Source organism: Streptomyces adustus (assembly GCF_009377175.1).
Taxonomy (GTDB): domain Bacteria; phylum Actinomycetota; class Actinomycetes; order Streptomycetales; family Streptomycetaceae; genus Streptomyces; species Streptomyces adustus.
The window spans coordinates 1-23,509 of record NZ_VJZD01000150.1; the positions used below are offsets into that span (position 1 = coordinate 1).

Sequence of the window (23,509 nt, forward strand, 5' to 3'; positions counted from 1 at the left end):
CCTCACCCGGATCGCCGCGCCGGTGATTCGCGGCCGCCCCCGCCCCCTGGGCACGAGCGCGCGTGACAGCCCCTCCACAGGTGCCCCACAACGTACGTATGACGCGCGTAGACGACACGCGTAGAACACGTCCCGTACATGGGGGCGTAACGCGCGGCCCCTAGAACTCTGCACGACCAGTCGCTCATGTACGTCGCTCCAACTCCGTTCACCCCACTGACAGTTGTAAGGACGCGCATGAACAGAACACTCGCTCTCGGCACCCGTACCCTGGCCGCCGGTCTGCTCGGTTCGGCGGCGCTCGTCGCCCTCCCGGCGAGCGCGCACGCGGCCACGTACACGATCTCCGCGATCCAGGGCTCGACCCGGATCTCCCCCTACAACGGCTCGACGGTCACCACGACCGGCATCGTCACCGCGATCCGCTCCACCGGCTCCTCGCGCGGCTTCTGGATCCAGAGCGCGAGCGGCGACGGCAACGCGGCGACCAGTGACGCGATCTTCGTCTACACGGGGTCCACCACGCCGAGCACCACGGTCGGCAACAGCGTCACGGTCACCGGCAAGGTCTCGGAGTACTACCCGGACTCCTCCTCCGGCAGCCAGTCGCTCACCGAGCTGGGCAGCGCCTCCTGGACCACCAACTCGACCGGCAACACGCTCCCCGCGGCCGTCACGATCAGCGACTCGACGGTCCCGGCCACCTACACGCGCACCAACAGCGGCGCTTCGATCAACTCCTTCACCCTCGCCCCGACGACGTACGCCCTGGACTACTACGAGTCCCTGGAGGGCATGCGGGTCTCCGTCGGCTCCGCGCCGGTGGTCGGCCGGACCGACGAGTACAGCGAGCTGTGGGTCAACGTGAAGCCCTCGCAGGTGACTTCGGCCCGCGGCGGCTCCCTGTACTCCTCCTACAGCAGCCAGAACTCCGGCCGGGTGCAGATCAGCACCCTGCTGTCGTCGACGTTCCCGACGGCGACGGTGGGTGACACGCTGTCCGGCGCCACTGGCGTCCTCGACTACATCGCGTACGGCGGCTACACCCTCCAGGCCACCTCGCTCGGCACCCTCACCTCGGGCGGTGTCGCCAAGGAGACGACGACGGCCCAGTCGACGGGCCAGCTGTCGGTGGCGACGTACAACGTGGAGAACCTCGACCCGACCGACGCCGCCTCGAAGTTCACCGCGCTCGCCTCGGGCATCGTGAACAACCTCAAGTCGCCCGACATCGTGGCCCTGGAGGAGGTCCAGGACAACAACGGCGCCACGGACGACGGCACCGTCTCCGCCACCACGACCCTGTCCACGCTGATCTCGGCGATCAAGACGGCGGGCGGCCCGACCTACTCGTACACCCAGATCAACCCGACGAACGACGCGGACGGCGGGGAGACCGGCGGCAACATCCGCCAGGTGTTCCTGTACAACTCGGCTCGGGTGGGCTTCACTTCGCGCGGCAGCGCCACGGCGACCACCGCGAACTCGGTGACGACGAGCAGCGGGGTGGCCCAGCTGACGTACAACCCGGGCCGGATCGCGCCCGCCAACTCCGCCTGGACGGACAGCCGCAAGCCGCTGGCGGCTGAGTTCACCTTCAACGGCGAGAAGTACTTCGTGATCGCCAACCACTTCGTGTCGAAGGGCGGCGACTACTCGCTGCACAGCCAGTACCAGGCCCCGGCCCGGTCCTCCGAGACCCAGCGGGGCAGCCAGGGCTCGGTGGTGAACTCCTTCGTGGACTCGATCCTCGCCGCCCAGTCGGACGCGAACGTGGTCGTGCTCGGTGACCTGAACGACTACCAGTTCTCCACCGCGGTCTCCAACCTGGAGGGCGGGGTGCTGACCGACCTGGTGGACACCCTGCCGGCCGCACAGCAGTACACCTACGTCTACGACGGCAACTCGCAGGTGCTCGACCACACCCTGGTCAGCTCATCGATCACGTCGTACGACTACGACATCGTGCACATCAACAGCGAGTTCGCGGACCAGACCAGCGACCACGACCCGCAGGTCGTGCGGATCACCCCCTGACCGCGGGGATCCGGTGGCGGCCCGGCCGTCACCGGATCCGACCGTCCCGGCGACCCGGCGTCGGTGTAACCCAGGGAAACCGCTTGCCGAAAGCGGTGTCCCAACTCCCGTACCTCCACTACTCTTTCACCGCTCCAACCCCCCACCATCACCAAGGCCACAGCCGTCGCCCCGGGCGCCGGCGGAGGAACCGCGCATGCCAGAAGACAAGTCCCCGCCCTCTCAACGCCCCTGGGAGAGCGGCTGGGCCCCGGACACCGGCCGGGCTCCGGGAACGCGCCGCCTGTGGCTGGCCGGCGCTCTCGCGATATCCACCGTCGTCGGCTGTGTCGTCGCGATCACCGTGACCCACAAGGAAGCGGACGAGGCGTCACCCAGGACGAAGAGCGCCCTGCCGGGAAGCGCGGCGACGGTGCCGGGCCTGATCTCCTTCGCGACACCGTCCGCGACCGGCTCCGGGACGCCCGGCCGGGCGGGCACCCCGTCGACGACGGCCGGGTCCACGTCCGCGACACCCACGCCCACTGGTCCGGCGGCCGACGGTACGAGCGCCGCGGCCTCCGCGAAGCCGACCAAGTTCCCTGGATCCAGCGGCGGTTCGGCCACCACGCCCGCGCCGTCGACGGCCTGGACGGCCGTCCGCTCGGTCAACTACCCCGACCGCTACTGGCAGGTGAGCGGCGGCCTGGTGAAGCTCGATCAGGTCGGCTCGCCCTCGGCCCGCCAGGGCGCCGCCTTCAGGCGGGTCGACGGCCTTGCCGACGCGTCCTGTTACTCCTTCGCCACGGCCGACGGCGGCTATCTGCGCCACCGCGACTTCGTGCTGCGCGCCGAGCACGACGACGGCTCGTCCCTCTTCCGCAAGGACGCCACCTTCTGCCCGCGCGCCTCGTCCGTGGCGTCCGGCGCGGTGATGCTGGAGGCGGTCAACTACCCCGGCCGCTTCCTGCGTCACAAGAACTTCCAGCTGCGGCTGGACCCGTACCAGAACAGCGACCTCTACCGGGCCGACGCGACGTTCCGGCTGGTGGCCGGCCTGAGCTGACAGCGTCGACGACAGCAAAGACGCCAGTGGCCCCCGGCCGGAAGGCCGGGGGCCACTGTGCGGGGCGACCGCGGGTCCGCCGCAGATCGGCGGGCGCGGGCTCAGACGTTGAAGCCCAGTGCCCTGAGCTGCTCGCGACCGTCGTCGGTGATCTTGTCGGGGCCCCACGGCGGCATCCACACCCAGTTGATGCGCAGCTCGCTCACCAGGCCGTCCGTGGCGGACTTGGCCTGGTCCTCGATCACGTCCGTCAGCGGGCAGGCCGCCGAGGTCAGCGTCATGTCGATCGTCGCGATGTTCGCGTCGTCGATGTGGATGCCGTAGATCAGGCCCAGGTTGACGACGTCGATGCCCAGCTCGGGGTCGACGACGTCGTACAGCGCCTCACGGACTTCCTCTTCCGAGGCGGGCTTCATCTCAACGGTCTCGGTCATGCCGTCTTCCTTTCGGCGTCGGCCCCGCCCAGTACCTGGGCCGTCGCGTCCTTCCACGCCATCCAGCTCAGGAGGGCGCACTTGACCCGGGCCGGGTACTTGGAGACACCGGCGAACGCGACCGCGTCCTCCAGCACCTCCTCCATCACGTCGTCGGGCTCGATGCGGCCCTTGGACTGCATCAGCTCCAGGAACGTCTCCTGGATCCGCTGCGCCTCGGCCAGCTCCTTGCCGACGAGGAGGTCGTTCAGCACGGACGCCGAGGCCTGGCTGATCGAGCAGCCCTGCCCCTCGTACGAGACGTCGCTGATCGTCGTGCCGTCGTACTTCACCCGCAGGGTGATCTCGTCACCGCACGTCGGGTTCACGTGGTGCACCTCGGCGTCGCCATCCCTCAGACCACGCCCGTGCGGGTGCTTGTAGTGGTCCAGGATGACTTCCTGGTACATCGAATCCAGCTTCACCGTTTCAGCACGCCCCTCAGCCGAAGAAGTTCCGTACGTGCTCCAGGCCGTCGACCAGAGCGTCGATCTCGGTCGGCGTGGAGTACAGATAGAACGACGCTCGCGTGGTCGCGGGAATTCCGTAGCGCAGGCAGACCGGGCGGGCGCAGTGGTGGCCGACCCGGACCGCGATGCCCTGCTCGTCGAGGACCTGGCCCACGTCGTGCGGGTGGATGTCGCCGAGCGTGAACGAGATCGCCGCGCCCCGGTCCTCGGCCGTCGTCGGGCCGATGATCTTCAGGTCGGGCACCTCGGACAGCCGGCGCACCGCGTACTCGGTGAGCGCGTGCTCGTGGGCGAGGATCTTGTCCATGCCGATGGCCGACAGGTAGTCGACCGCCGCGCCCAGACCGACCGCCTGCGCGATCGGCGGGGTGCCCGCCTCGAACTTGTGGGGCGCCGGGGCGTACGTCGACGAGTGCATCGACACCGTCTCGATCATTTCGCCGCCGCCGAGGAAGGGGGGCAGGTCCTCCAGGAGCTCCTGGCGTCCCCACAGCACCCCGATGCCCGTCGGAGCGCACATCTTGTGGCCGGTGAAGGCCACGAAGTCGGCCTGGAGGGCCTGTACGTCCAGCGGCATGTGCGGTGCCGCCTGCGAGGCGTCGATGCAGACCAGCGCGCCGACCTCCTGCGCGCGGCGCACTATCGCCTCGACCGGGTTGACCGTGCCCAGGATGTTCGACACCAGCACGAAGGAGACGATCTTCGTCTTCTCGGTGATGATCTCGTCGATGTTGGACAGGTCGAGCCGGCCGTCGTCGGTCAGGCCGAACCACTTCAGCTTCGCGCCGGTGCGCTGCGCCAGCAGCTGCCACGGAACGATGTTGGAGTGGTGCTCCATCTCGGTGATGACGATCTCGGTCTCGTGGTCCACGCGGTAGGGCTCGTCGGCCCAGCCCAGCATGTTGGCCACGAGGTTGAGGGACTCGGAGGCGTTCTTGGTGAAGATCACCTCGTCGCGGCTCGGCGCGTTGATGAACTCCGCCACCTTGTCACGCGCGCCCTCGTACAGCGCCGTGGCCTCCTCGGCGAGCACATGCACACCGCGGTGGACGTTGGCGTTGTAGCGCTCGTAGTACTCGCTCAGGGCGTCCAGCACCTGGCGCGGCTTCTGCGAGGTCGCCGCGTTGTCCAGGTACACGATCTTCTTACCGTCGTGGACCTGACGGTCCAGGATGGGGAAGTCCTTGCGGATCGCCTCGGTGTCGAGGAGGCCCGGCAGCTGTGTCACGCGGATACGCCACCCTTCGTGTAGGCCTCGTAGCCCTCGTTCTCCAGCTTGTCGGCGAGCTCGGCGCCGCCGGACTCGACGATGCGGCCGCCGGAGAAGACGTGGACGAAGTCGGGCTTGATGTAGCGCAGGATGCGCGTGTAGTGGGTGATGAGCAGGGTGCCCACCTCGCCGGTCTCGCGGACGCGGTTGACGCCCTCGGAGACGATGCGCAGGGCGTCGACGTCCAGACCGGAGTCGGTCTCGTCGAGGATCGCCATCTTCGGCTTGAGCAGCTCCAGCTGGAGGATCTCGTGGCGCTTCTTCTCACCGCCGGAGAAGCCCTCGTTGACGTTGCGCTCGGCGAAGGAGGGGTCCATGGAGAGGCGCTCCATGGTCTCCTTGACCTCCTTGACCCAGGTGCGCAGCTTGGGGGCCTCGCCGCGGATCGCGGTGGCGGAGGTGCGCAGGAAGTTGGAGACCGAGACGCCGGGGACCTCGACCGGGTACTGCATGGCCAGGAACAGGCCCGCGCGGGCGCGCTCGTCGACGGACATCTCCAGGACGTCCTCGCCGTCGAGGGTGACGGTGCCGCCGGTGACCGTGTACTTCGGGTGACCCGCGAGGGAGTAGGCGAGGGTCGACTTGCCGGAGCCGTTGGGGCCCATGATGGCGTGCGTCTCGCCCTGCTTCACGGTGAGGTCGACGCCCTTGAGGATCTCCTTCGTGGCGTTGTCGGCCTCGACGGTGACGTGCAGGTCTCGGATTTCAAGCGTTGCCATGGGTGCCTCAGGACTCCTGGGTGAGGGAGACGAGCACGTCGTCCCCTTCGATCTTTACGGGGTATACGGGGACGGGGCGCGTCGCGGGAAGGCCGGACGGCTTGCCGGTGCGCAGGTCGAAGGCGGAGCCGTGCAGCCAGCACTCGATCTGGCAGTCCTCCACCTCGCCCTCGGAGAGCGAGACGTTCGCGTGCGAGCAGATGTCGTTGATCGCGAACACCTCCCCCTCGGTCATCACGACCGAGACCGGCGTGCCGTCGAGTTCCACCCGCTTGGGGGTGTCCTCCTCCAGCTCGCTCAGCCCACAGGCGCGCAGGAACGACGTCATCAGACCGACGCCTCCAGCTCCTCGTCGATCTTCACGAGGAGGCGCTCTTCGATGTCGTCGACGCCGATCTGCTGGACCAGTCCGGCGAAGAAGCCACGGACCACCAGGCGGCGGGCCTCGTCGGCGGGGATGCCGCGGGCCATCAGGTAGAAGAGCTGCTCGTCGTCGAAGCGGCCGGTGGCGCTGGCGTGCCCGGCGCCGACGATCTCGCCGGTCTCGATCTCCAGGTTCGGCACGGAGTCGACCCGGGCACCGTCGGTCAGAACCAGGTTGCGGTTCATCTCGTAGGTGTCGGTGCCCTCGGCCTTGGCCTCGATGAGGACGTCGCCGATCCACACCGCGTGCGCGTTGTCGCCCTGGAGCGCGCCCTTGTACATCACGTTGGACTTGCAGTGCGGGGTGTTGTGGTCGACCAGCAGGCGGTGCTCCTGGTGCTGGCCGGCGTCCGTGAAGTACAGGCCGAACAGCTCGGCCTCGCCGCCGGTGCCCGCGTAGGCGACCCGCGGGTGGAGGCGTACGAGGTCGCCGCCGAAGGTGACCACGAACGACTTGAAGGTGGCGTCGCGGCCGATCAGCGCGTTGTGCTGGCCGACGTGCACGGCCTTGTCGTCCCAGTCCTGGACGGAGACCACGGTCAGCTTGGCGCCGTCGCCCAGGACGAAGTCCACGTTGGCGGCGAGCACCGCGTCACCGGTGTGGTCGATGACGACGACGGCCTCGGCGAAGGCGCCGAGCTCGACGAGCTGGTGGCCGTAGGCGACCCCGCCCTCGCCGTGCACGGCGATCCGGATCGGCTCGGTGAGCACGGTCTCCTTGGGGACGGTGACGACCCCGGCCTTCTCGAACGCCGAGTAGGCCTGCGCGGCGACCCGGTCCACCGGGGTGCCCGCGCGGCCGAGTCGGGCGTCGTCACGGCCGACGGTCTCGACGACGACGCCCTCGGGGGCCTGCACGTCCACCTTCACACCGTCGCCGGTGGCGACCGCGGTGCCGTCGTGCAGCCCGCGCAGGCGCTCCAGCGGGGTGAACCGCCACTCCTCCTCGCGGCCGTGGGGGACGGGGAAGTCCGCCACGTCGAAGGACGGGGGCGCGCTCATGCGCGTGGCGACGGTCGACTCGGCGGCCACCGCGATCTGTCCGGCGGTCGTGCTGCCCACCGGGATGTTCTGAGCCTCAGCCATGGCTGTCGGTCTGCTCGCTTTCTTACGGGAGTGGCTTGACGGGGCGGCGTTCGGCGTCAGCCGACCGCGCCCTCCATCTGGAGCTCGATCAGCCGGTTGAGTTCGAGGGCGTACTCCATGGGCAGTTCCTTGGCGATCGGCTCGACGAAGCCGCGCACGATCATCGCCATCGCCTCGAACTCGCTCAGACCACGGCTCATCAGGTAGAAGAGCTGGTCCTCGGAGACCTTGGAGACGGTCGCCTCGTGGCCCATGGACACGTCGTCCTCGCGGACGTCCACGTAGGGGTACGTGTCCGAGCGGGAGATGGTGTCGACGAGCAGCGCGTCGCACAGCACGTTCGACTTCGAGCCGTGGGCGCCCTCGCCGATCTCGACCAGACCGCGGTACGAGGTACGGCCGCCGCCGCGCGCCACCGACTTGGAGACGATGTTGGAGGAGGTGTTCGGCGCCATGTGGACCATCTTGGAACCGGCGTCCTGGTGCTGGCCCTCGCCCGCGAAGGCGATGGACAGGGTCTCGCCCTTGGCGTGCTCGCCCATCAGGTAGACGGCCGGGTACTTCATCGTCACCTTGGAGCCGATGTTGCCGTCGATCCACTCCATGGTCGCGCCCTCGTACGCCACGGCGCGCTTGGTGACCAGGTTGTAGACGTTGTTCGACCAGTTCTGGATGGTCGTGTAACGGCAGCGGGCGTTCTTCTTGACGATGATCTCGACGACCGCGGAGTGCAGCGAGTCCGACTTGTAGATCGGGGCCGTGCAGCCCTCGACGTAGTGCACGTAGGCACCCTCGTCGACGATGATCAGGGTCCGCTCGAACTGGCCCATGTTCTCCGTGTTGATACGGAAGTAGGCCTGGAGCGGGATCTCCACGTGGACGCCCGGCGGCACGTAGATGAAGGAGCCGCCCGACCACACGGCGGTGTTCAGGGAGGCGAACTTGTTGTCACCGACGGGGATGACGGTGCCGAAGTACTCCTTGAAGAGCTCCGGGTGCTCCTTGAGAGCGGTGTCGGTGTCCAGGAAGATGACGCCCTGCTCCTCCAGGTCCTCGCGGATCTGGTGGTAGACGACCTCGGACTCGTACTGGGCCGCGACACCGGCGACGAGGCGCTGCTTCTCCGCCTCCGGGATGCCGAGCTTGTCGTACGTGTTCTTGATGTCCTCGGGCAGGTCCTCCCAGGACTCCGCCTGCTTCTCGGTGGAGCGCACGAAGTACTTGATGTTGTCGAAGTCGATGCCCGACAGGTCCGATCCCCAGTTCGGCATCGGCTTCTTCTCGAAGAGGCGCAGGCCCTTGAGGCGGAGCTTGGTCATCCACTCCGGCTCGCTCTTCTTCGCGGAGATGTCCCGGACGACGTCCTCGTTGATGCCGCGCTTGGCAGAGGCGCCGGCCGTGTCGGAGTCGGCCCAGCCGTATTCGTACTTGCCCAGGCCCTCGAGTTCGGGGTGGGCAGTCTCCGTGGGGAGAGTCATGCGGGGTTCCTCCCGGCCGTGCTTGCAGATGCGTTGTGGCTGTGAACTTGCGTCTTGGAAATCTTGGGGATGAACGTCGTGCAGACGCCGTCGCCGTGCGCGATGGTCGCCAGCCGCTGGACGTGGGTGCCGAGCAGCTGGGAGAAGATCTCGGTCTCCACCTCGCACAGCTGCGGGAACTTCTCCGCGACGTGGGCCACCGGGCAGTGGTGCTGGCAGAGCTGCTCGCCCGTCTGCGGGAGGGGCGCACTGCGCGCCGTAGCAGCGTACCCGTCCCTGCTCAAGGCCTTGGCGAGGGCTTCGGTGCGCTCCTCGGGGGCCGCGTCCTCGATCGCCTGGCGGTACGCGGCGGCCTGCTCGGCGAACCGCGCGCGGGCGAAGGCCACGACCGCCTCGTCCCCGCCGAAGCGCTCCTGGATCCAGCGCAGAGCGTCCGCGGCGAGCTTGTCGTAGGACTGGTCGAAGGCGTCGCGTCCGCAGTCGGTCAGCGCGAACACCTTGGCGGGACGGCCGCGTGTGCGCGCCCCGTACACCCGCTGCTCGCGCGGCTCCACCACGTCGTCGGCGGCCAGCGCGTCCAGATGCCGGCGCACCGCGGCCTGGGTGAGCCCGAGCCGTCCGGCCAGCTCGGCGACGGTCGAGGGGCCGTGGTCCAGGATCGAGCGCGCGACCCGGTTGCGCGTGGAGCGCTCTCCGGTCGCGTGCTCCTCCTGCGGGCGCCCCGTGGGGGTCTCCCCGGCCTCGTGAGCCTCGCCGACGTATTTCACAACACCATTGTTGCGTAATTCGCCGGAGCCAGGCAACCCGCGCCCCGATCACCGGACGGTGCCCTACATCACTTAGGCATACCTAAGCTGACCTGCGGAAACGATCTTTGATCGATCAAACGGCTGGCGCCGGGTTCGCTCTTCCGCCAGACTCACCGGCCATGCCGACACCCCCTCCGACCGGCCCACTCGTCACTCGCGACACGGTCGCCACCGAGGTGCGCGCGCTGGGCGTCCGCCCTGGTGAAACCCTCCTGCTGCACTCCTCCCTCAGCTCACTCGGCTGGGTCTGCGGGGGTGCCGTCGCGGTCGTCCAGGGCCTGCTCGACGCGCTCGGCCCGGACGGCACCCTGGTGGTCCCCACCCAGTCCGGCGACCTCTCCGACCCCGCGCTGTGGAGCGGTCCCCCGGTGCCCCGGGACTGGTGGGAGACGATCCGGGCGTCCATGCCGGTGTACGACCCGGCGACCACGCCCTCGCGCGGGGTCGGGGTGATCCCGGAGACCGTCCGCACCTGGCCGGGCGCCGTCCGCAGCGCCCACCCGCACACCTCCTTCGCCGCCCTCGGCCCGCGCGCGGCCGCGGTCACGGCGGACCACGCGCCCGACTGCCGCCTCGGCGAGCACAGCCCGCTGGCCCGGCTGGAGGCCCTCGGCGCCCGGGTCCTGCTGCTCGGCGCCGGCTACCACACCTGCACGAGCTTCCATCTGGCCGAGTACCGCATCCCCTCCCCGCGGGTGCGGGTGGGACGGCCCGGACCGGCCGGCTGGGAGGAGCTGACCGAGGTGTCGATCACCTCGGACCGGTTCGACGAGCTGGGCCACGACTTCGAGCGCGACCGCCCGGTCGTCCGGGGCCGGGTGGGCGCGGCCGACGCCCGGCTGTTCCCGGTGGCGGACGCGGCGGCCTACGCGCAGCGGTGGCTGGCCCTGCACCGACCCCGTGAGGAGGAGGTTGCGGACCCGCCCGCCTGAGGCGTCCGGCGCGTACCTAGACTCTGGTCCCATGCGAAGTGAGCCTGTCGTCCAGGTCCGGTCCCTGGTGAAGCGGTACGGGACGAAAACCGCGGTGGACGGCCTCGACCTCACGGTCGAAGCGGGCGTCACCGCGGTGCTCGGCCCCAACGGCGCCGGCAAGACGACCACCGTCGAGACCTGCGAGGGCTACCTGAGGCCGGACTCCGGCACGGTGCGCGTCCTGGGCCTCGACCCCGTGCGGCAGGCCGCCGAGCTGCGTCCCCGGATCGGGGTGATGCTCCAGTCCGGCGGCGTCTACTCGGGGGCCCGGGCCGACGAGATGCTCCGGCACGTGGCGAAGCTGCACGCGCACCCGCTGGACGTGGACGCGCTCGTCGAACGCCTCGGGCTCGGCAGCTGCGGCCGGACGACCTACCGCCGGCTCTCCGGCGGCCAGCAGCAGCGGCTCGCGCTGGCGATGGCCGTCGTCGGGCGCCCGGAACTGGTGTTCCTTGACGAGCCGACCGCCGGCCTCGACCCCCAGGCCCGCCGGGCCACCTGGGACCTGGTCCGGGACCTGCGCTCCGACGGCGTCTGCGTGATCCTCACCACCCACCACATGGACGAGGCCGAGCAGCTCGCCGACGATGTCGCGATCATCGACGCGGGCAAGGTCATCGCCCACGGCTCCCCCGAGGAGCTGTGCCGCGGCGGCGCGGAGAACACCCTGCGCTTCACCGGCCGGCCGGGCCTCGACGTGGCCTCGCTGCTGAAGGCGCTGCCCGCGGACTGCACGGCCGCGGAGCTGACCCCGGGGTCCTACCGGGTGGTCGGCAAGGTCGACCCCCAGCTGCTGGCCACCGTCACCTCCTGGTGCGCGCAGCACGGGGTGATGCCGGACCGGATCTCGGTGGAACGGCATACCCTCGAAGACGTTTTTTTGGAGCTCACGGGCAAGGAGCTGCGGTCATGACGACGACCGTCCCCGGTACGTACACCCCGAAGCCGGGTGGCTCCGGCCTCCCCCGCATGATCGCCGCGCAGGCCGTGCTGGAGACGAGGATGCTGCTGCGCAACGGCGAGCAGCTGCTGCTCACCGTCGTCATCCCGACGCTGCTGCTGGTGCTCTTCAGCTCCGTGGACGTCGTGGACACCGGCGCGGGCAAGGCCGTCGACTTCCTCGCGCCCGGCATCCTCGCCCTCGCCGTGATGTCGACGGCGTTCACCGGCCAGGCCATCGCGACCGGCTTCGAGCGGCGCTACGGGGTGCTCAAGCGCCTCGCGTCCTCGCCGCTGCCGCGCTGGGGCCTGATGACCGCGAAGACGGCCTCGGTGCTGGTCACCGAGATCCTCCAGGTGCTCCTGGTGACGGTGATCGCGCTCGCGCTCGGTTGGTCGCCGCACGGCAACCCGCTCACCGTCCTGCTGCTGCTGGTGCTGGGCACGGCCGCGTTCTCGGGGCTGGGCCTGCTGATGGCGGGCACCCTGAAGGCCGAGGCCACCCTGGCCGCTGCCAACCTGGTCTTCCTCCTGCTGCTGGTCGGCGGCGGGGTCATCGTCCCGCTGGAGAAGTTCCCGTCGGGCGTGCGGGAGGTGCTGGGTCTGCTGCCGATCTCGGCCCTGTCGGACGGCCTGCGCGAGGTGCTCCGGCACGGGGCCGGGCTGCCCTGGGCCGATCTGGGGATCCTGACCGTGTGGGGGGTCGTGGGGCTGGCGGCCGCCGGACGGTTCTTCCGCTGGGAGTGACCCGCAGAACGCCCGTCCGGCACGGGCGCCCGATCCTCGGCCGGGCCCTCGGCCCCACCGGGGAGCGGTCCTGGGCCGGACCGACGGCCGACCCTCGTGAAAGCGTGCACAAGCGGCCGCCTACGATGGACGCGTGCCGAACCTGACCCCCACCGACGCCGTAGCGGCCGCGCGCAACCCGCTCGCCTTCGTCGCCGCACGCTGGACGCCGCAACCCCGCACGATCCGCCGGGCCGCCCTGGCCGCGCTCGTCATGTCGGTGGTGATCGTGGTCACCGGCGGCGCCGTACGCCTCACCGGCTCCGGACTCGGCTGCCCCACCTGGCCCAAGTGCACCGCCGACTCGCTCACCGCCACCAGCGCGATGGGCTTCCACGGCGCCATCGAGTTCGGCAACCGCATGCTGACGTACGTGCTGTGCGCTGCGGTCGGCTGGGCGATCGTCGCCGCCCGGTCCGAGAAGCCCTACCGGCGCAGCCTGACCCGGCTGGGCTGGGCGCAGTTCTGGGTCGTGATGGGCAACGCGGTCCTCGGCGGTGTGGTGGTCCTCGTCGGCCTCAACCCGTACACGGTGGCGGCCCACTTCCTGCTCTCCTCCGCCCTGATCACGGTCGCCACGGTGATGTGGCAGCGCACCCGGGAGGGTGACGCGGCGCCCAAGCCGCTGGTCGGCAAGTCGGTGCAGCAGCTGGTGTGGTTCCTGGTCGCCGCCTCGGTGCTGCTGATCGCCGTGGGCACGGTGGTCACCGGTTCGGGTCCGCACGCGGGCGACTCCAGCAAGGTCGAGCGGATGCCGCTGGACTGGGAGACGGTCAGCAAGCTGCACGCCGTACTGGCCTGGATCGTGGTGACGCTGACGTTCGCCCTGTGGTTCGTCCTGAAGGCGGTGGACGCCCCCAAGGGTCCGCTGGACCGGACGCGGGACCTGTTCCTGGTGCTGCTCGCGCAGGGCGTCATCGGCTACGTCCAGTACTTCACGAACCTGCCCGAGGCGCTGGTCGCGCTGCACATGCTGGGTTCGGGCCTGGTGTGGATCGCCGTGCTGCGCGTACTGCTGTCGCTGCGCGAGCGTCCCGGCACGCCCGAGGCCGGTCTGCCGGGCCCGACGGCCGAGGCGACGGTCGCCACGGCCGCGTAGGCCCCACGCGACAGGGCCGCGCACGCGTGCGCCCGCTTCGGGAGGGCATACGCGTGCGCCCCGTCGAGGTGGACCACGCGCGCGTGGCTCACCTCGCCAGGCCGTAGACGCGCCGGGCGTTGTCCGCCGCGACCATCCCCGCCACCCGCTGCGCGTCCGCCGCCGACCACGCCCCCTCGGTCACCCAGCCGCCGAGCACCCGGCCGAGGGCCTCGCGGAACAGCCGGGCCCCCACCACGTGCAGCTCCGGCAGCCCCTGTGCCCCGCTGGAGAAGAGGATCTTGCCGAAGGGGGCCAGCTCCAGGATCTCCGCGAGGACGGTCGCGGCGCGCGCCCCGGTGCGCAGGAGCGCGGCGCCCGAGTCGGCGTACACGTGCGGGAAGACACCGGCGAGGTGGGCGGCGTGCCGGTGGTACGGGTAGCCGTGCAGCAGGACCAGGTCCGTGCCCATGCCCGCGGTCGCCCGGACGAAGTCCGTGAGCAGCACCGGGTCCGTACGGTCGATGCGCGGCCCCGGCGGGCCGAGCCCGGCGTGCAGTTGCAGGGGCAGTCCGGAGGTGACCGCGATCCACAGCGCGTGCCGCAGCAGCACCGGGTCGGTCAGCTCACCGCCGACCCGGCGTCGGGCCAGCCAGCGGCCGGCCGCGCCGCGCACCTCCCCCGGTCCCGGCGGTTCGGGGGCGAGGGCCAGGCCGTGCCGGACGCCCGCGACCGAGGTGAAGGCGACGGCCTGCGCGGCGGCGCCGTGCACCGCCTCGGCGAGGTTGGCGAGGAAGGCCTCCACGGTGCCGGAGGTGTCGGCGACCTGTTCGGCGAGGAGTTCCAGGCGCACGATCTCGTGCGCGTTCGCGTCCCCGGCGGAGGCCATCTCCGGCGGCCCGGTCAGGTCGCCGGGGAGTCCGGTGTCGACGAGGTACGTCGTGATGCCGCTGCCGCGCAGCAGCCGCCGGCCGATCTCCGGTACGCCGAGTTCACGACGCCGGGCGAGATAGCGGGCGGGCGCGCAGTGCGGTTCCAGGCCGAGCAGCGGGGGGCACCAGCGGCGTACCGCGAATCCGGTCTGGGTGTCGAAGAGGGTGGTGCCCGGCGCGGGCGGGCCCTCGGTACGGGCCAGCTGGGCCTCGAAGGTGCCGAGGCCCAGCTCCGTTCTCAGCACGCCGTGGCAGTACTGGTCCACGAGGGACGGCGTTTCGATCATCCGGGCTCCCCGTGACTGGACCGTGTCCCGGGGCCGCTTCCGCCGCGGCCCCTACGCTCCTAACGGGTGAAACCGGCCTCAGGTGTTGGTCCCGCACACCCCGTGCGAACGTCCGCCGCCCGCGGGACCGCACTGTGCGAACGCCCGCCGCGCGCGGGCCGGCCCCGACCGGTCAGCCGTTGCTCGGGCCACCGAGCTGGATGCCCGCCATGCGCGTCCATTCGTACGGGCCGGTCTTCACCTTGGCGGCGAACTCGCCGTCGAACGCCTCGTGCACGGTGATCCCGGACTTCTCCACGGCCTTCTCGGCGATCGCGAAGGAGGGCGCCACCAGGTCGCCCCAGCCGCCGTCCTCGCCGACGAGCACGATCCGCGCGCCGCGCTCCCCGATGTACGCCACCTGGCCCTCGGCGCCGCCGTGCTCCTTGGAGAAGGCGGTGATCCGCTTGGCGAGCTTGGCCGCGGCGCGCTCGGCCTTCGCGGCCTGCTTGGCGTCGGTGCCCTCGTCAACCTGCTTCGTTTCTGCCATGGCCAGATGCTACCGACGGGTAGATCAAACGGCGACGGGCGGGGTGCGTGGCCTTGACCACGCACCCCGCCCGTACGGAAGAACCGTCGGCGTCTCCAGGACGCTTCCTAGCGCAGGAAGGGGTCCACCGCGACCGCCACGAACAGGATCGACACATAGGTGATCGACCAGTGGAACAGCCGCATCTCCTTGAGCTTGGCGCCCGTCACCTCGGCCTTGGCCCGGTTCTGGAGCCCGTGCGCCTCCCAGAGCCAGAAGCCGCCGGCCAGCAGGGCGACCGCGGTGTAGAACCAGCCCGTGTAGCCCAGCGGGGTGAGCAGCAGCGACACGCCGACCATGACCCAGCTGTAGATGACGATCTGCCGCGCGACCACCTTGTTGGAGGCGACGACCGGGAGCATCGGTACGCCCACGCGCGCGTAGTCCTCCCTGACCTTCATGGACAGCGGCCAGTAGTGCGGCGGGGTCCAGAAGAACATGACGAGGAAGAGGATGACCGGCGCCCACGACAGGGAGTCGGTGACGGACGACCACCCGATGAGGACCGGGAGGCAGCCGGCGATGCCGCCCCACACGATGTTCTGCGAGGTGCGCCGCTTGAGGATCATCGTGTAGACGACCACGTAGAAAAGGAGCGCGCCGAGTGACAGCCAGGCCGACAGCCAGTTGACGGTCAGGCCGAACAGCAGGGTCGACACCACCGCGAGGCCGATGCCGAAGGCAAGGCACTCGGCGGGGCTGACCATGCCGGTGACCAGCGGACGCTGCGACGTGCGGTCCATCAGCGCGTCGATGTCCCGGTCGATGTACATGTTGAGCGCGTTGGCGCCACCGGCGGAGAGGTACCCGCCGACGCAGGTCAGCAGCACCAGCTTCAGATCGGGCACACCCTGCTGCGCCAAGAACATCACCGGAACGGTGGTGATCAGCAGCAGCTCGATGATCCGGGGCTTGGTCAGCGCCACGAACGCCTTCAGACGGGCCCCGAACGGCCGCTGGCCCCGGCTGCTGCTCGTCCCGAGCACACCGGCTGGACGGGATTCGACGGCCGTCACGCACACCCCTGACAGAGACATCCCAGCAAGCCCCGGGATGAACTCCCCGTAAAGGCCCGCGCGTACCACGCCACTGTAGACGTTGCCCAGACCCGGACATTCGCGGGGGTGGGGTCGTGTTGGTGCGCCGCTCCTACGTGCGCACATCTGTCCGATTGAGCGTGCTCCGGACGAGCGGAAAGTAGATCGATTGAGCAGTCGGATGAGCGGCTCCGTATTCACTTGCCGAATGCGATTCGGACCAGTCGGGAGGCGGATCCGCAGGAGTCCCGTCAGTCTGGAATGACTCGAAAAAATGCACGTTCTTACGGGGGTAGGCTCGACAACGGCCGGTGGGCGCCTCGTCCGCCGGCAGCCGGTGGGCACGCGCCCAGAGCACCGGTAATTCGACATGTGGAGAGGAGCCCTGACCCAGGGTGAGCACCAAGCCGACCACCACAGACCTCGAGTGGACCGAGTTGGACCAGCGGGCCGTCGACACCGCCCGAGTCCTGGCCGCCGATGCCGTACAGAAGGTCGGAAACGGCCATCCGGGTACGGCGATGAGCCTGGCGCCCGCTGCTTACACCCTCTTCCAGAAGGTGATGCGGCATGACCCCGCCGACCCCGAGTGGGCCGGCCGCGACCGCTTCGTGCTGTCCGCGGGCCACTCGTCCCTGACCCTCTACACGCAGCTCTACCTGGCCGGTTTCGGTCTTGAGCTGGATGACCTGAAGGCCTTCCGCACCTGGGGTTCGAAGACCCCCGGTCACCCCGAGTACGGGCACACCAAGGGTGTGGAGACGACGACCGGCCCGCTGGGCCAGGGCGTCGCCAACGCGGTGGGCATGGCGATGGCCGCCCGCTACGAGCGCGGTCTGTTCGACCCGGAGGCCCCGCAGGGCGACTCCCCGTTCGACCACTTCGTCTACTGCATCGCCGGTGACGGCTGCCTCCAGGAGGGCATCTCCGCGGAGGCGTCCTCGCTGGCCGGCCACCAGAAGCTCGGCAACCTGGTCCTGCTGTGGGACGACAACCACATCTCGATCGAGGGCGACACGGAGACGGCCGTCTCCGAGGACACCGTCAAGCGGTACGAGGCCTACGGCTGGCACGTGCAGCGCGTGGCGCCGAAGCCGGACGGCGACCTGGACCCGCACGCCCTCTACAACGCGATCGAGGCGGCGAAGCAGGTCACCGACCGGCCGTCGTTCATCGCGATGCGCTCGATCATCGCCTGGCCGGCCCCGAACGCCCAGAACACCGAGGCCGCGCACGGCTCGGCGCTCGGCGCGGACGAGGTCGCGGCCACCAAGCGCGTCCTGGGCTTCGACCCCGAGCAGTCCTTCGAGGTCGCCGAGGCGGTCATCGACCACACCCGTGGCGCGCTGGAGCGCGGCCGTCAGGCGCGGGCCGAGTGGGAGAAGTCCTTCCAGGAGTGGCGCAACGGCAACGCGGAGCGCGCGGCCGAGTTCGACCGCATCGCCGCGGGCGAGCTGCCCACCGGCTGGGAGGAGAAGATCCCGGTCTTCGAGCCCGGCAAGGGTGTCGCCACCCGGGCCGCCTCCGGCAAGATCCTCCAGGCGCTCGGCCCGGTGATCCCCGAGCTGTGGGGCGGCTCCGCCGACCTGGCCGGCTCGAACAACACCACCATCGACAAGGACAGCTCCTTCCTCCCGGCGGACAACCCGCTGCCGGAGGCGGACCCGTACGGCCGCACGATCCACTTCGGCATCCGCGAGCACTCCATGGCCGCGGAGATGAACGGCATCGCGCTGCACGGCAACACGCGCATCTACGGCGGCACCTTCCTGGTGTTCTCCGACTACATGCGCAACGCCGTACGCCTGTCGGCCCTGATGCACCTGCCGGTGACGTACGTGTGGACGCACGACTCCATCGGCCTCGGCGAGGACGGTCCCACCCACCAGCCGGTCGAGCACCTCGCCTCGCTGCGCGCCATCCCGGGCCTGAACGTGGTCCGCCCGGCCGACGCCAACGAGACCGCCGTCGCCTGGCGCGAGATCCTGCGCCGTCACACCAAGGTGTTCGGCAAGGGTGCCCCGCACGGACTGGCGCTGACCCGTCAGGGTGTGCCGACCTACGAGCCCGACGACAACACGGCCAACGGCGGCTACGTGCTGTTCGAGGCCGAGGGCGGCGAGCCGGAGGTCGTCCTGATCGCCACCGGTTCCGAGGTGCACATCGCCGTCGAGGCGCGCGAGCGGCTCCAGGCCGAGGGTGTGCCGACGCGAGTCGTGTCCATGCCCTGCGTGGAGTGGTTCGAGGAGCAGGACCAGGGGTACCGGGACAGCGTCCTGCCGCCGTCGGTCAAGGCGCGTGTCGCCGTCGAGGCCGGCATCGGTCTGACCTGGCACAAGTACGTCGGAGACGCCGGCCGCATCGTCTCCCTCGAGCACTTCGGGGCCTCCGCCGACGGCGCGCTCCTGTTCAGCGAGTTCGGCTTCACCGCCGAGAACGTGGCCGCGAAGGCCCGCGAATCCCTCGCCGCCGCCCGGCACTGACGCCCGTTTCACGACACGTAGGAGATGCAATTTCCATGACAGACGCACTGAAGCGCCTCTCCGATGAGGGCGTCGCGATCTGGCTGGACGACCTGTCCCGCAAGCGGATCACGTCCGGCAACCTCGCCGAACTGATCGACCAGCAGCACGTCGTCGGCGTCACCACCAACCCGTCGATCTTCCAGAAGGCGATCAGCAGCGGCGACGGCTACGAGCAGCAGCTCGCCGACCTCGCCGCCCGAAAGGTCACCGTCGAAGAGGCCATCCGCATGATCACGACGGCGGACGTCCGCGACGCCGCCGACATCCTGCGCCCGGTCTTCGACGCCACCGGCGGCCAGGACGGCCGGGTCTCCATCGAGGTCGACCCGCGCCTGGCGCACAACACCGAGGCGACCGTGGCCGAGGCCAAGCAGCTGGCCTGGCTCGTCGACCGCCCCAACACGCTCATCAAGATCCCGGCCACCAAGGCGGGTCTGCCGGCGATCACCGAGGTCATCGGCCTCGGGATCAGCGTCAACGTCACGCTGATCTTCTCGCTGGAGCGTTACCGCGCGGTCATGGACGCCTACCTCTCCGGCCTGGAGAAGGCCAAGGAGCGCGGCCTGGACCTGTCGAAGATCCAGTCGGTGGCGTCCTTCTTCGTGTCCCGCGTGGACACGGAGATCGACAAGCGGATCGACGCCCTGGGCACCGACGAGGCCAAGGCCGCCCGCGGCAAGGCGGGCGTCGCCAACGCCCGGCTCGCCTACCAGGCGTACGAGGAGGTCTTCTCCTCCGAGCGCTGGCTGGCCCTCGACAAGGCGCAGGCGCACAAGCAGCGCCCACTGTGGGCCTCGACCGGCGTCAAGGACCCCTCGTACAAGGACACCCTGTACGTGGTGGACCTGGTGGCCCCGAACACGGTGAACACCATGCCGGAGGCCACCCTGGAGGCCACCGAGGACCACGGCGAGGTCAGCGGCAACACGATCGCCGGCACGTACGAGCAGGCCCGCGCGGAACTCGACGCGGTCGAGAAGCTCGGCATCTCGTACGACGACGTGGTCCAGCTGCTGGAGGACGAGGGCGTCGACAAGTTCGAGACGTCCTGGAACGACCTGCTCAAGTCGACCGAGGCGGAGCTTCAGCGCCTCGCCCCCTCGGAGGGCTGAAACGTTGTCAAGCAGCAACCCGCTGCGTGACCCCGCCGACCGACGGCTCCCGCGTATCGCGGGGCCGTCGGGCCTGGTCATCTTCGGCGTCACCGGCGACCTGTCGCGCAAGAAGCTGATGCCCGCCGTCTACGACCTCGCCAACCGCGGGCTGCTTCCGCCGGGCTTCTCGCTCGTCGGTTTCGCCCGTCGCGAGTGGCAGCACGAGGACTTCGCCGCCGAGGTCCACGACGCCGTCAAGGAGCACGCCCGTACGCCGTTCCGCGAGGAGGTCTGGCAGCAGCTCATCCAGGGGATGCGCTTCGTCCAGGGCACCTTCGACGACGACGACGCCTTCGAACGGCTGCGCGGGACCATCGAGGAGCTCGACAAGGCACAGGGGACGGGCGGCAACTTCGCCTTCTACCTCTCCGTGCCGCCGCGTTCCTTCCCGGTGGTCATCCAGCAGCTCAAGAAGCACGGCCTCGCCGACCAGACGCGCGGCTCGTGGCGGCGCGCGGTGATCGAGAAGCCCTTCGGCCACGACCTGAAGTCGGCCGAGGAGCTCAACAAGGTCGTGCACGAGGTCTTCGCCCCGGACCAGGTCTTCCGTATCGACCACTACCTGGGCAAGGAGACCGTCCAGAACATCCTGGCGCTGCGCTTCGCCAACACGATGTTCGAGCCGATCTGGAACCGGTCCTTCGTGGACCATGTGCAGATCACCATGGCGGAGGACATCGGCATCGGCGGCCGGGCCGGCTACTACGACGGCATCGGCGCCGCCCGTGACGTCATCCAGAACCACCTGCTCCAGCTGATGGCCCTGACCGCCATGGAGGAGCCCGCCTCCTTCGACGCGGACGCGCTGGCCGCGGAGAAGACCAAGGTGCTCGGCGCCGTACGGCTGCCCAAGGACCTCGGCAAGGACACCGTGCGCGGCCAGTACGCGGAGGGCTGGCAGGGCGGCGAGAAGGTCATCGGCTACCTCCAGGAAGACGGCATCGACCCCAAGTCGAAGACCGACACCTATGCCGCGATCAAGGTGGGCGTCGACAACCGCCGCTGGGCGGGCGTGCCGTTCTACCTCAGGGCGGGCAAGCGCCTCGGCCGCCGGGTCACGGAGATCGCGGTCGTCTTCCAGCGCGCCCCGCACTCCCCCTTCGACACGACGGCCACCGAGGAACTGGGCCAGAACGCGATCGTCATCCGCGTCCAGCCCGACGAGGGCGTCACCGTCCGCTTCGGCTCCAAGGTGCCGGGCACGTCGATGGAGATCCGGGACGTGTCCATGGACTTCGCCTACGGCGAGTCGTTCACGGAGTCCAGCCCGGAGGCGTACGAGCGGCTCATCCTGGACGTGCTGCTCGGCGACTCGAACCTCTTCCCGCGCACCGAGGAGGTCGAGCTGTCCTGGAAGATCCTCGACCCGATCGAGCACCACTGGGACAAGCACGGCAAGCCGGCCCAGTACCCGGCCGGCACCTGGGGTCCCGTCGAGGCGGACGAGATGCTGGAGCGAGACGGACGGAGCTGGCGCCGGCCATGAAGATAGACCTGACGGACACCACGGCTAGCAAGATCAACAAGGCGCTCGTCAAGGGGCGCCGCGCCATCGGCACCCCGGCCGTGGGCATGGTGCTCACCCTGGTCATCGTCACCGACGAGGAGAACGCCTACGACGCCCTGAAGGCGGCGAACGACGCCTCGCGCGAGCACCCCTCGCGCACCCTCGTGGTCATCAGGCGGGTCTCCCGCTCGCCCCGCGACCGCACGAAGTCCCGCCTCGACGCCGAGGTGCGGGTGGGCGCGGACGCGGGCACCGGCGAGACGGTCGTCCTGCGGCTGTACGGCGAGGTCGCCGACCACGCCCAGTCGGTGGTGCTGCCGCTGCTGCTGCCCGACGCCCCCGTGGTGGTCTGGTGGCCGGTCGACGCGCCCCTGGACCCGGCGAACGACCCGCTGGGCGCCCTCGCCCAGCGACGGGTCACCGACACCTATGCCGCCGAGCAGCCGGTACGGGAGCTGTCCGCCCGTGCCGACACCTACGCGCCCGGCGACACGGACCTGTCGTGGACGCGCATCACGCCCTGGCGTTCGATGCTCGCCGCGGCCCTGGACCAGGTCGTCTGCGAGGTCAAGGGCGTCGAGGTGGAGGGCGAGGAGTTCAACCCGAGCTGCGAGCTGCTCGCCATGTGGCTCGCGGACCGGCTGGACGTCCCCGTCAGGCGCTCCCTGTCGTCCGGCCCCGGCCTGACGGCGGTCCGCCTGGACACCGACCACGGCTCGATCGCCCTCGACCGCGCGGACGGCACCGTCGCCACGCTGTCGATCGAGGGGCAGCCGGACCGTGCCGTGGCGCTCAAGCGGCGGGACACCGCCGAGCTGATCGCGGAGGAGCTGCGCCGGCTCGACCCGGACGACACGTACGCCTCGGCGCTGCGGTTCGGGGTGGACCGGCTGCACGCGCAGTCCACGGCCCTGCGCGAGCGGGGGACGGGGGAGCTCACGGCGACGCCGGGCGAGTCCGCCGCGGCCACCAAGGAGAGGGCCGCCGGGAAGGCTCCGGTCCCGGCCCCGCCCCCGGGGAAGAAGGCGGCGAAGTGAACACTCCGCAGCTGGTCGTGCACCACGACAAGGAACTGATGGCCCAGGCCGCCGCGGCCCGGCTCATCACGAAGATCGTGGACGCACAGGCCTCCCGGGGTGCGGCGTCCGTGGTCCTGACCGGCGGGCGCAACGGCAACGGGCTGCTGGCCGCGCTGGCCGCCCAGCCGGCCCGGGACGCCATCGACTGGAGCCGCCTCGACCTGTGGTGGGGCGACGAGCGCTTCCTGCCCGAGGGCGACCCCGAGCGCAATGTCACGCAGGCCCGCGAGGCCCTGCTGGACTCCGTACCGCTGGACCCGAAGCGCGTGCACGCCATGCCCGCCTCGGACGGTCCGCACGGTGCGGACGCGGACGCCGCCGCGGCCGCCTACGCGCAGGAGCTGGCCAGGGCGGCCGGCCCCGAGAACCACGGCACGGTGCCGACCTTCGACGTGCTGATGCTGGGCGTCGGCCCGGACACCCATGTGGCGTCGCTCTTCCCGGAGCTGCCCGCGGTCCGGGAGACCGAGCGCACGGTCGTCGGCGTGCACGGCGCGCCCAAGCCCCCGCCGACCCGCACCACCCTCACCCTCCCGGCGATCCGGGCGGCCCGTGAGGTGTGGCTGCTGGCGGCCGGCGAGGACAAGGCGAACGCCGCGGCGATCGCCCTGTCGGGCGCGGGCGAGATCCAGGCCCCGGCGGCCGGGGCGTACGGAAGGCAGCGCACCCTGTGGCTGCTGGACTCGGCGGCGGCCGCCCAGCTGCCGCGCTCGCTGTACCCGCCCGCGTCGCCCTGACGGCGGAGCAGGCACTTCCCGGAACCCGTACGGTCAACGGCCGTACGGGTTCCGGCCGTTGCGGGACTGCCGCGGGGGCGGGGGCGGGGCGTAGGG

The 23,509-nt window shown here is 70.3% G+C and carries 22 protein-coding genes; 11 read left to right on the forward strand and 11 right to left on the reverse strand.

Features of this window, described 5'->3' with window-relative positions; genetic code table 11:
- The first annotated feature begins 237 nt into the window (after positions 1–237).
- Positions 238–2,037, forward strand: a complete 1,800-nt coding sequence (locus tag FNH09_RS29625; protein WP_152892989.1) for an endonuclease/exonuclease/phosphatase family protein — start codon at positions 238–240, stop codon at positions 2,035–2,037.
- Positions 2,038–2,233: 196 nt separating this feature from the next.
- Positions 2,234–3,082, forward strand: a complete 849-nt coding sequence (locus FNH09_RS29630) for an AbfB domain-containing protein (protein ID WP_152892990.1) — start codon at positions 2,234–2,236, stop codon at positions 3,080–3,082.
- Between the two features lie 101 nt (positions 3,083–3,183).
- On the opposite strand, the gene FNH09_RS29635 is transcribed toward FNH09_RS29630, so the two are convergent.
- Genes FNH09_RS29635 through FNH09_RS29670 form a run of 8 tightly spaced genes read right to left on the reverse strand, consistent with a single transcriptional unit; the run spans position 3,184 to position 9,768 of the window.
- Positions 3,184–3,516 (reverse strand): metal-sulfur cluster assembly factor, encoded by a 333-nt coding sequence (locus FNH09_RS29635; RefSeq protein ID WP_152892991.1) that lies wholly within the window; start codon positions 3,514–3,516, stop codon positions 3,184–3,186.
- Positions 3,513–3,980, reverse strand: a complete 468-nt coding sequence (gene sufU, locus FNH09_RS29640; RefSeq protein ID WP_162469293.1) for a Fe-S cluster assembly sulfur transfer protein SufU — start codon at positions 3,978–3,980, stop codon at positions 3,513–3,515. Before sufU ends, FNH09_RS29635 begins: the two co-directional genes overlap by 4 nt.
- A gap of 16 nt (positions 3,981–3,996) precedes the next feature.
- Positions 3,997–5,253 carry a SufS family cysteine desulfurase gene (locus FNH09_RS29645; protein WP_162469294.1) on the reverse strand — a complete coding sequence of 419 codons (1,257 nt, stop codon included), beginning with the start codon at positions 5,251–5,253 and terminating at the stop codon, positions 3,997–3,999.
- A complete protein-coding gene (gene sufC, locus FNH09_RS29650) occupies positions 5,250–6,014 on the reverse strand; it encodes a Fe-S cluster assembly ATPase SufC (protein ID WP_152892993.1) in 765 nt (254 codons plus the stop codon). Before sufC ends, FNH09_RS29645 begins: the two co-directional genes overlap by 4 nt.
- Positions 6,015–6,021: 7 nt before the next feature.
- A complete protein-coding gene (locus FNH09_RS29655; protein ID WP_152892994.1) occupies positions 6,022–6,342 on the reverse strand; it encodes a non-heme iron oxygenase ferredoxin subunit in 321 nt (106 codons plus the stop codon).
- Positions 6,342–7,523 carry a Fe-S cluster assembly protein SufD gene (gene sufD, locus FNH09_RS29660; protein ID WP_152892995.1) on the reverse strand — a complete coding sequence of 394 codons (1,182 nt, stop codon included), beginning with the start codon at positions 7,521–7,523 and terminating at the stop codon, positions 6,342–6,344. Before sufD ends, FNH09_RS29655 begins: the two co-directional genes overlap by 1 nt.
- A gap of 56 nt (positions 7,524–7,579) precedes the next feature.
- Positions 7,580–9,001 (reverse strand): Fe-S cluster assembly protein SufB, encoded by a 1,422-nt coding sequence (sufB, locus tag FNH09_RS29665; RefSeq protein WP_152892996.1) that lies wholly within the window; start codon positions 8,999–9,001, stop codon positions 7,580–7,582.
- Entirely contained in the window at positions 8,998–9,768 is a 771-nt protein-coding gene (locus FNH09_RS29670) for a winged helix-turn-helix transcriptional regulator (RefSeq protein WP_162469295.1), read from the reverse strand. The genes sufB and FNH09_RS29670 overlap by 4 nt, the downstream gene beginning before the upstream one ends.
- Before the next feature lie 161 nt (positions 9,769–9,929).
- On the opposite strand from FNH09_RS29670, the gene FNH09_RS29675 reads away from it, so the two are divergent.
- The 4 genes from FNH09_RS29675 to FNH09_RS29690 all read left to right on the forward strand — a co-directional run bounded on the left by FNH09_RS29675 (position 9,930) and on the right by FNH09_RS29690 (position 13,608).
- Positions 9,930–10,742, forward strand: coding sequence for an AAC(3) family N-acetyltransferase (locus FNH09_RS29675; RefSeq protein WP_152892998.1), 813 nt, complete (start codon positions 9,930–9,932; stop codon positions 10,740–10,742).
- 31 nt (positions 10,743–10,773) lie between these two features.
- On the forward strand, positions 10,774–11,697 hold the full coding sequence (locus tag FNH09_RS29680; RefSeq protein WP_152892999.1) for an ABC transporter ATP-binding protein: 924 nt from the start codon (positions 10,774–10,776) through the stop codon (positions 11,695–11,697).
- The gene (locus FNH09_RS29685) at positions 11,694–12,470 is read left to right on the forward strand and encodes an ABC transporter permease (RefSeq protein WP_152893000.1); all 777 of its coding nucleotides are present in this window, start codon (positions 11,694–11,696) and stop codon (positions 12,468–12,470) included. Before FNH09_RS29680 ends, FNH09_RS29685 begins: the two co-directional genes overlap by 4 nt.
- Positions 12,471–12,612: 142 nt before the next feature.
- Positions 12,613–13,608 carry a COX15/CtaA family protein gene (locus tag FNH09_RS29690; RefSeq protein WP_152893007.1) on the forward strand — a complete coding sequence of 332 codons (996 nt, stop codon included), beginning with the start codon at positions 12,613–12,615 and terminating at the stop codon, positions 13,606–13,608.
- A gap of 88 nt (positions 13,609–13,696) precedes the next feature.
- Here the strand turns inward: FNH09_RS29690 and FNH09_RS29695 are convergent, their stop codons facing one another.
- The 3 genes from FNH09_RS29695 to FNH09_RS29705 all read right to left on the reverse strand — a co-directional run bounded on the left by FNH09_RS29695 (position 13,697) and on the right by FNH09_RS29705 (position 16,396).
- Positions 13,697–14,806, reverse strand: a complete 1,110-nt coding sequence (locus tag FNH09_RS29695) for an amidohydrolase family protein (RefSeq protein WP_152893001.1) — start codon at positions 14,804–14,806, stop codon at positions 13,697–13,699.
- 172 nt (positions 14,807–14,978) lie between these two features.
- Entirely contained in the window at positions 14,979–15,335 is a 357-nt protein-coding gene (locus FNH09_RS29700) for a hypothetical protein (protein ID WP_152893002.1), read from the reverse strand.
- A 107-nt stretch (positions 15,336–15,442) separates the two neighbouring features.
- Positions 15,443–16,396, reverse strand: coding sequence for a heme o synthase (locus FNH09_RS29705; protein ID WP_162469299.1), 954 nt, complete (start codon positions 16,394–16,396; stop codon positions 15,443–15,445).
- Positions 16,397–16,806: 410 nt separating this feature from the next.
- Here FNH09_RS29705 and tkt point away from each other — a divergent pair, with 410 nt between their 5' ends.
- From tkt to pgl, 5 genes are read left to right on the forward strand one after another with little or no spacing between them, the layout of a single operon-like run.
- Entirely contained in the window at positions 16,807–18,894 is a 2,088-nt protein-coding gene (tkt, locus tag FNH09_RS29715; RefSeq protein WP_162469297.1) for a transketolase, read from the forward strand.
- 35 nt (positions 18,895–18,929) lie between these two features.
- Complete coding sequence (gene tal, locus FNH09_RS29720; protein ID WP_152893003.1) at positions 18,930–20,048, forward strand: transaldolase; 1,119 nt, start codon at positions 18,930–18,932, stop codon at positions 20,046–20,048.
- A gap of 4 nt (positions 20,049–20,052) precedes the next feature.
- On the forward strand, positions 20,053–21,576 hold the full coding sequence (gene zwf, locus FNH09_RS29725; protein ID WP_152893004.1) for a glucose-6-phosphate dehydrogenase: 1,524 nt from the start codon (positions 20,053–20,055) through the stop codon (positions 21,574–21,576).
- Positions 21,573–22,634, forward strand: coding sequence for a glucose-6-phosphate dehydrogenase assembly protein OpcA (gene opcA / locus FNH09_RS29730; protein WP_152893005.1), 1,062 nt, complete (start codon positions 21,573–21,575; stop codon positions 22,632–22,634). The genes zwf and opcA overlap by 4 nt, the downstream gene beginning before the upstream one ends.
- Positions 22,631–23,413: a 6-phosphogluconolactonase gene (gene pgl / locus FNH09_RS29735; protein ID WP_162469298.1), complete on the forward strand. Its 783-nt coding sequence runs from the start codon at positions 22,631–22,633 to the stop codon at positions 23,411–23,413. Before opcA ends, pgl begins: the two co-directional genes overlap by 4 nt.
- Positions 23,414–23,509 lie beyond the last annotated feature (96 nt).

Excerpts from the sequence above, each read along its gene's own strand:
- FNH09_RS29625 (WP_152892989.1), top strand. The coding sequence starts at position 238 with ATGAACAGAACACTCGCTCTCGGCACCCGTACCCTGGCCGCCGGTCTG.
- FNH09_RS29630 (WP_152892990.1), top strand. The coding sequence starts at position 2,234 with ATGCCAGAAGACAAGTCCCCGCCCTCTCAACGCCCCTGGGAGAGCGGC.
- FNH09_RS29635 (WP_152892991.1), bottom strand. The coding sequence starts at position 3,516 with ATGACCGAGACCGTTGAGATGAAGCCCGCCTCGGAAGAGGAAGTCCGT.
- sufC (WP_152892993.1), bottom strand. The coding sequence starts at position 6,014 with ATGGCAACGCTTGAAATCCGAGACCTGCACGTCACCGTCGAGGCCGAC.
- FNH09_RS29655 (WP_152892994.1), bottom strand. The coding sequence starts at position 6,342 with ATGACGTCGTTCCTGCGCGCCTGTGGGCTGAGCGAGCTGGAGGAGGAC.
- sufD (WP_152892995.1), bottom strand. The coding sequence starts at position 7,523 with ATGGCTGAGGCTCAGAACATCCCGGTGGGCAGCACGACCGCCGGACAG.
- sufB (WP_152892996.1), bottom strand. The coding sequence starts at position 9,001 with ATGACTCTCCCCACGGAGACTGCCCACCCCGAACTCGAGGGCCTGGGC.
- FNH09_RS29675 (WP_152892998.1), top strand. The coding sequence starts at position 9,930 with ATGCCGACACCCCCTCCGACCGGCCCACTCGTCACTCGCGACACGGTC.
- FNH09_RS29680 (WP_152892999.1), top strand. The coding sequence starts at position 10,774 with ATGCGAAGTGAGCCTGTCGTCCAGGTCCGGTCCCTGGTGAAGCGGTAC.
- FNH09_RS29685 (WP_152893000.1), top strand. The coding sequence starts at position 11,694 with ATGACGACGACCGTCCCCGGTACGTACACCCCGAAGCCGGGTGGCTCC.
- FNH09_RS29695 (WP_152893001.1), bottom strand. The coding sequence starts at position 14,806 with ATGATCGAAACGCCGTCCCTCGTGGACCAGTACTGCCACGGCGTGCTG.
- FNH09_RS29700 (WP_152893002.1), bottom strand. The coding sequence starts at position 15,335 with ATGGCAGAAACGAAGCAGGTTGACGAGGGCACCGACGCCAAGCAGGCC.
- tal (WP_152893003.1), top strand. The coding sequence starts at position 18,930 with ATGACAGACGCACTGAAGCGCCTCTCCGATGAGGGCGTCGCGATCTGG.
- opcA (WP_152893005.1), top strand. The coding sequence starts at position 21,573 with ATGAAGATAGACCTGACGGACACCACGGCTAGCAAGATCAACAAGGCG.